This window comes from Alteromonas sp. CNT1-28, assembly GCF_022348345.1.
In the GTDB taxonomy this organism is placed as follows: Bacteria; Pseudomonadota; Gammaproteobacteria; order Enterobacterales; family Alteromonadaceae; genus Alteromonas; species Alteromonas macleodii.
Window position 1 is genome coordinate 1 of the sequence record NZ_JAKREZ010000093.1, and the last position, 1,338, is coordinate 1,338.

At 39.1% G+C, this 1,338-nt stretch carries 2 protein-coding genes and 1 rRNA gene; all 3 read left to right on the top strand.

The window, feature by feature from the left end; all coding sequences use genetic code 11:
• The first annotated feature begins 15 nt into the window (after positions 1–15).
• Positions 16–131, top strand: a 5S ribosomal RNA gene (gene rrf / locus MHN02_RS21450).
• A gap of 276 nt (positions 132–407) precedes the next feature.
• Positions 408–545 carry a hypothetical protein gene (locus MHN02_RS21455; protein ID WP_155279878.1) on the top strand — a complete coding sequence of 46 codons (138 nt, stop codon included), beginning with the start codon at positions 408–410 and terminating at the stop codon, positions 543–545.
• Positions 546–592: 47 nt separating this feature from the next.
• The gene (locus tag MHN02_RS21460) at positions 593–1,120 is read left to right on the top strand and encodes a hypothetical protein (RefSeq protein WP_239247974.1); all 528 of its coding nucleotides are present in this window, start codon (positions 593–595) and stop codon (positions 1,118–1,120) included.
• Positions 1,121–1,338 lie beyond the last annotated feature (218 nt).

Below are 1,338 nucleotides of genomic sequence, written 5' to 3' on the forward strand. Positions count from 1 at the left end.
TTGTTACCAGTTTTTCCTGGCAGCCATAGCGATACGGTACCACCTGACTCCATTCCGAACTCAGAAGTGAAACGTATTAGCGCCGATGGTAGTGTGGGGCTTCCCCATGTGAGAGTAGGACACTGCCAGGTCCCATTTAAAGAAACCCGCCTAACGGCGGGTTTTTTGCGTTTGGAAGAAAGAAAAAATGGGGTCAGAGTACTTTATTGCTTTAAACATCAGGACATAATTATTCCCTTATCCCCCAATGCCGTTAAATCAGAGAAATGTACTCTGACCCCAGAATTAAGGCGAGTTACTCTTCGGCCGCTTTTAATGCTTAGGCAGTGCCAGAAAGCATTTCATAAATAGCTCACCACAAAAATAATAAAGGGGTCAGAGTACTTTTTTAACAAACGAATTTAACTATGCGTGATTTCATAACAGTGTGGGAGAAGTACTCTAATTCGCCAGCATACCTTATTAGAGAAATGTACTCTGACCCCATTATTCGAGGGATCAATGCTGTGGACTTGTTTGAATGTATAGAAAAAGCGACAGGTTGAAAAATAATCGGTATGGTATAAAAACACTCAACAGCTAGGAAGTTTGTATGTCAGCCTTACCATTCAATAATAACCCAGCTTATTTGCGGGGTAATTTTCAGCTTGAACCTGTGACCGCTTTATTAAAACTGCATGCAGAACTTGTTTGCTTTCTTCTAATAGCATTCTTCTTTGTTGGTAATGCATTTATTGAAAATAGTGAAAAAGAGCGGGTCTTAGCTAATCCTCAGAAAAACGACTTTTTCTATATTGACTATAGAGCTATAGATCCTTCATCGGATGCTCGATTTCGCTATGTCCCCCTGAAATTACTTAGTGTTGATGATGATACTCTTACTTTTAAAGTCGGAAACATTGCTCACACAACACCTGTCTCGCCGAGTCAACATGCGAAATTTGATAAAGCGTTATTACTGCGCAATTACTATCGTGTTGATAACCTTGTGCTTAGCAAAACAAAAGTAAATGACTTGGTTACTTCTGGTGCCATTTACGATGCTAGGCGGCCTCGAAATATTTATATTAACGGTTGGATGGTTTTGCACCTTAACCAGTTAGTACCAGATAACAGTTAGTAATAAAAAAGCGTTTATAAGCGATAGAGTCCAAGTAAAGTAGACTCCTTACGAGTGAGGCAACATGTACCTTGAAGTGTTTATTTTATTTACTATGAATACAATAATCAGCCAATAAAGTACTCTGACCCTGAGGTATCCCCACAAATAATATTGCGATATCAATAAGATAAAAAAGATAGGAACATTCATGACGTTTGGTGATCAGATCAATCGCC